This window comes from Bradyrhizobium sp. WSM4873 (assembly GCF_055811355.1).
Genome location: NZ_JBVVPS010000117.1, coordinates 1 through 631 on the forward strand (window position 1 = coordinate 1; position 631 = coordinate 631).

General features: G+C 64.0%; 1 protein-coding gene. It reads left to right on the top strand.

Going from position 1 to position 631, the window contains the following annotated elements:
- Positions 1 to 631, top strand: a 631-nt coding sequence (locus AC0L21_RS37995) for a VCBS domain-containing protein (RefSeq protein ID WP_473267126.1), incomplete at both ends; no start/stop codon positions are given.

Here is a 631-nt window from a genome sequence, read left to right on the forward strand (position 1 = left end):
CGATCCTGCCAACGGCGAATGGAGCTACGCGCTCGATAACTCCGCCGCCAAGGTCCAGGCACTCGCCGGCGGCCAGATTGTGCACGACACCTTGACTGTGAAATCGGCTGACGGCACCGCTTCGCAACTGATCGACGTCACCATCGCCGGCAGCAACGATGCCGCGGTGATCTCGGGAACAGCTATTGGCGCAGTCAAGGAAGACGGCAAGCTGACTGCGTGCGGCACGCTCACGGTCCAGGATGTCGACACGAGCCAGGACCATTTCCAGACGCCAGCCTCCCTCGCCGGAGCTTACGGCACGTTCACCTTCGATCCTGCCACCGGCGAATGGAGCTACACGCTCAATAACTCTGCCGCCGGGGTCCAGGCACTCGCCGGCGGCGAGGTCGTCCACGATACCCTGACTGTGAAGTCGGCTGACGGCACCGCTTCGCAACTGATCGACGTCACCATCACCGGCAGCAACGATGCCGCGGTGATCTCGGGAACAGCTAATGGCGCGGTGAAGGAAGACGGCAAGCTGGCGGGCGGCACGCTCACGGTCCAGGATGTCGACACGGGCCAGGACCATTTCCAGACGCCTGCCTCCCTCGCCGGCAGCTACGGCACGTTCACCTTCGATCCTGCC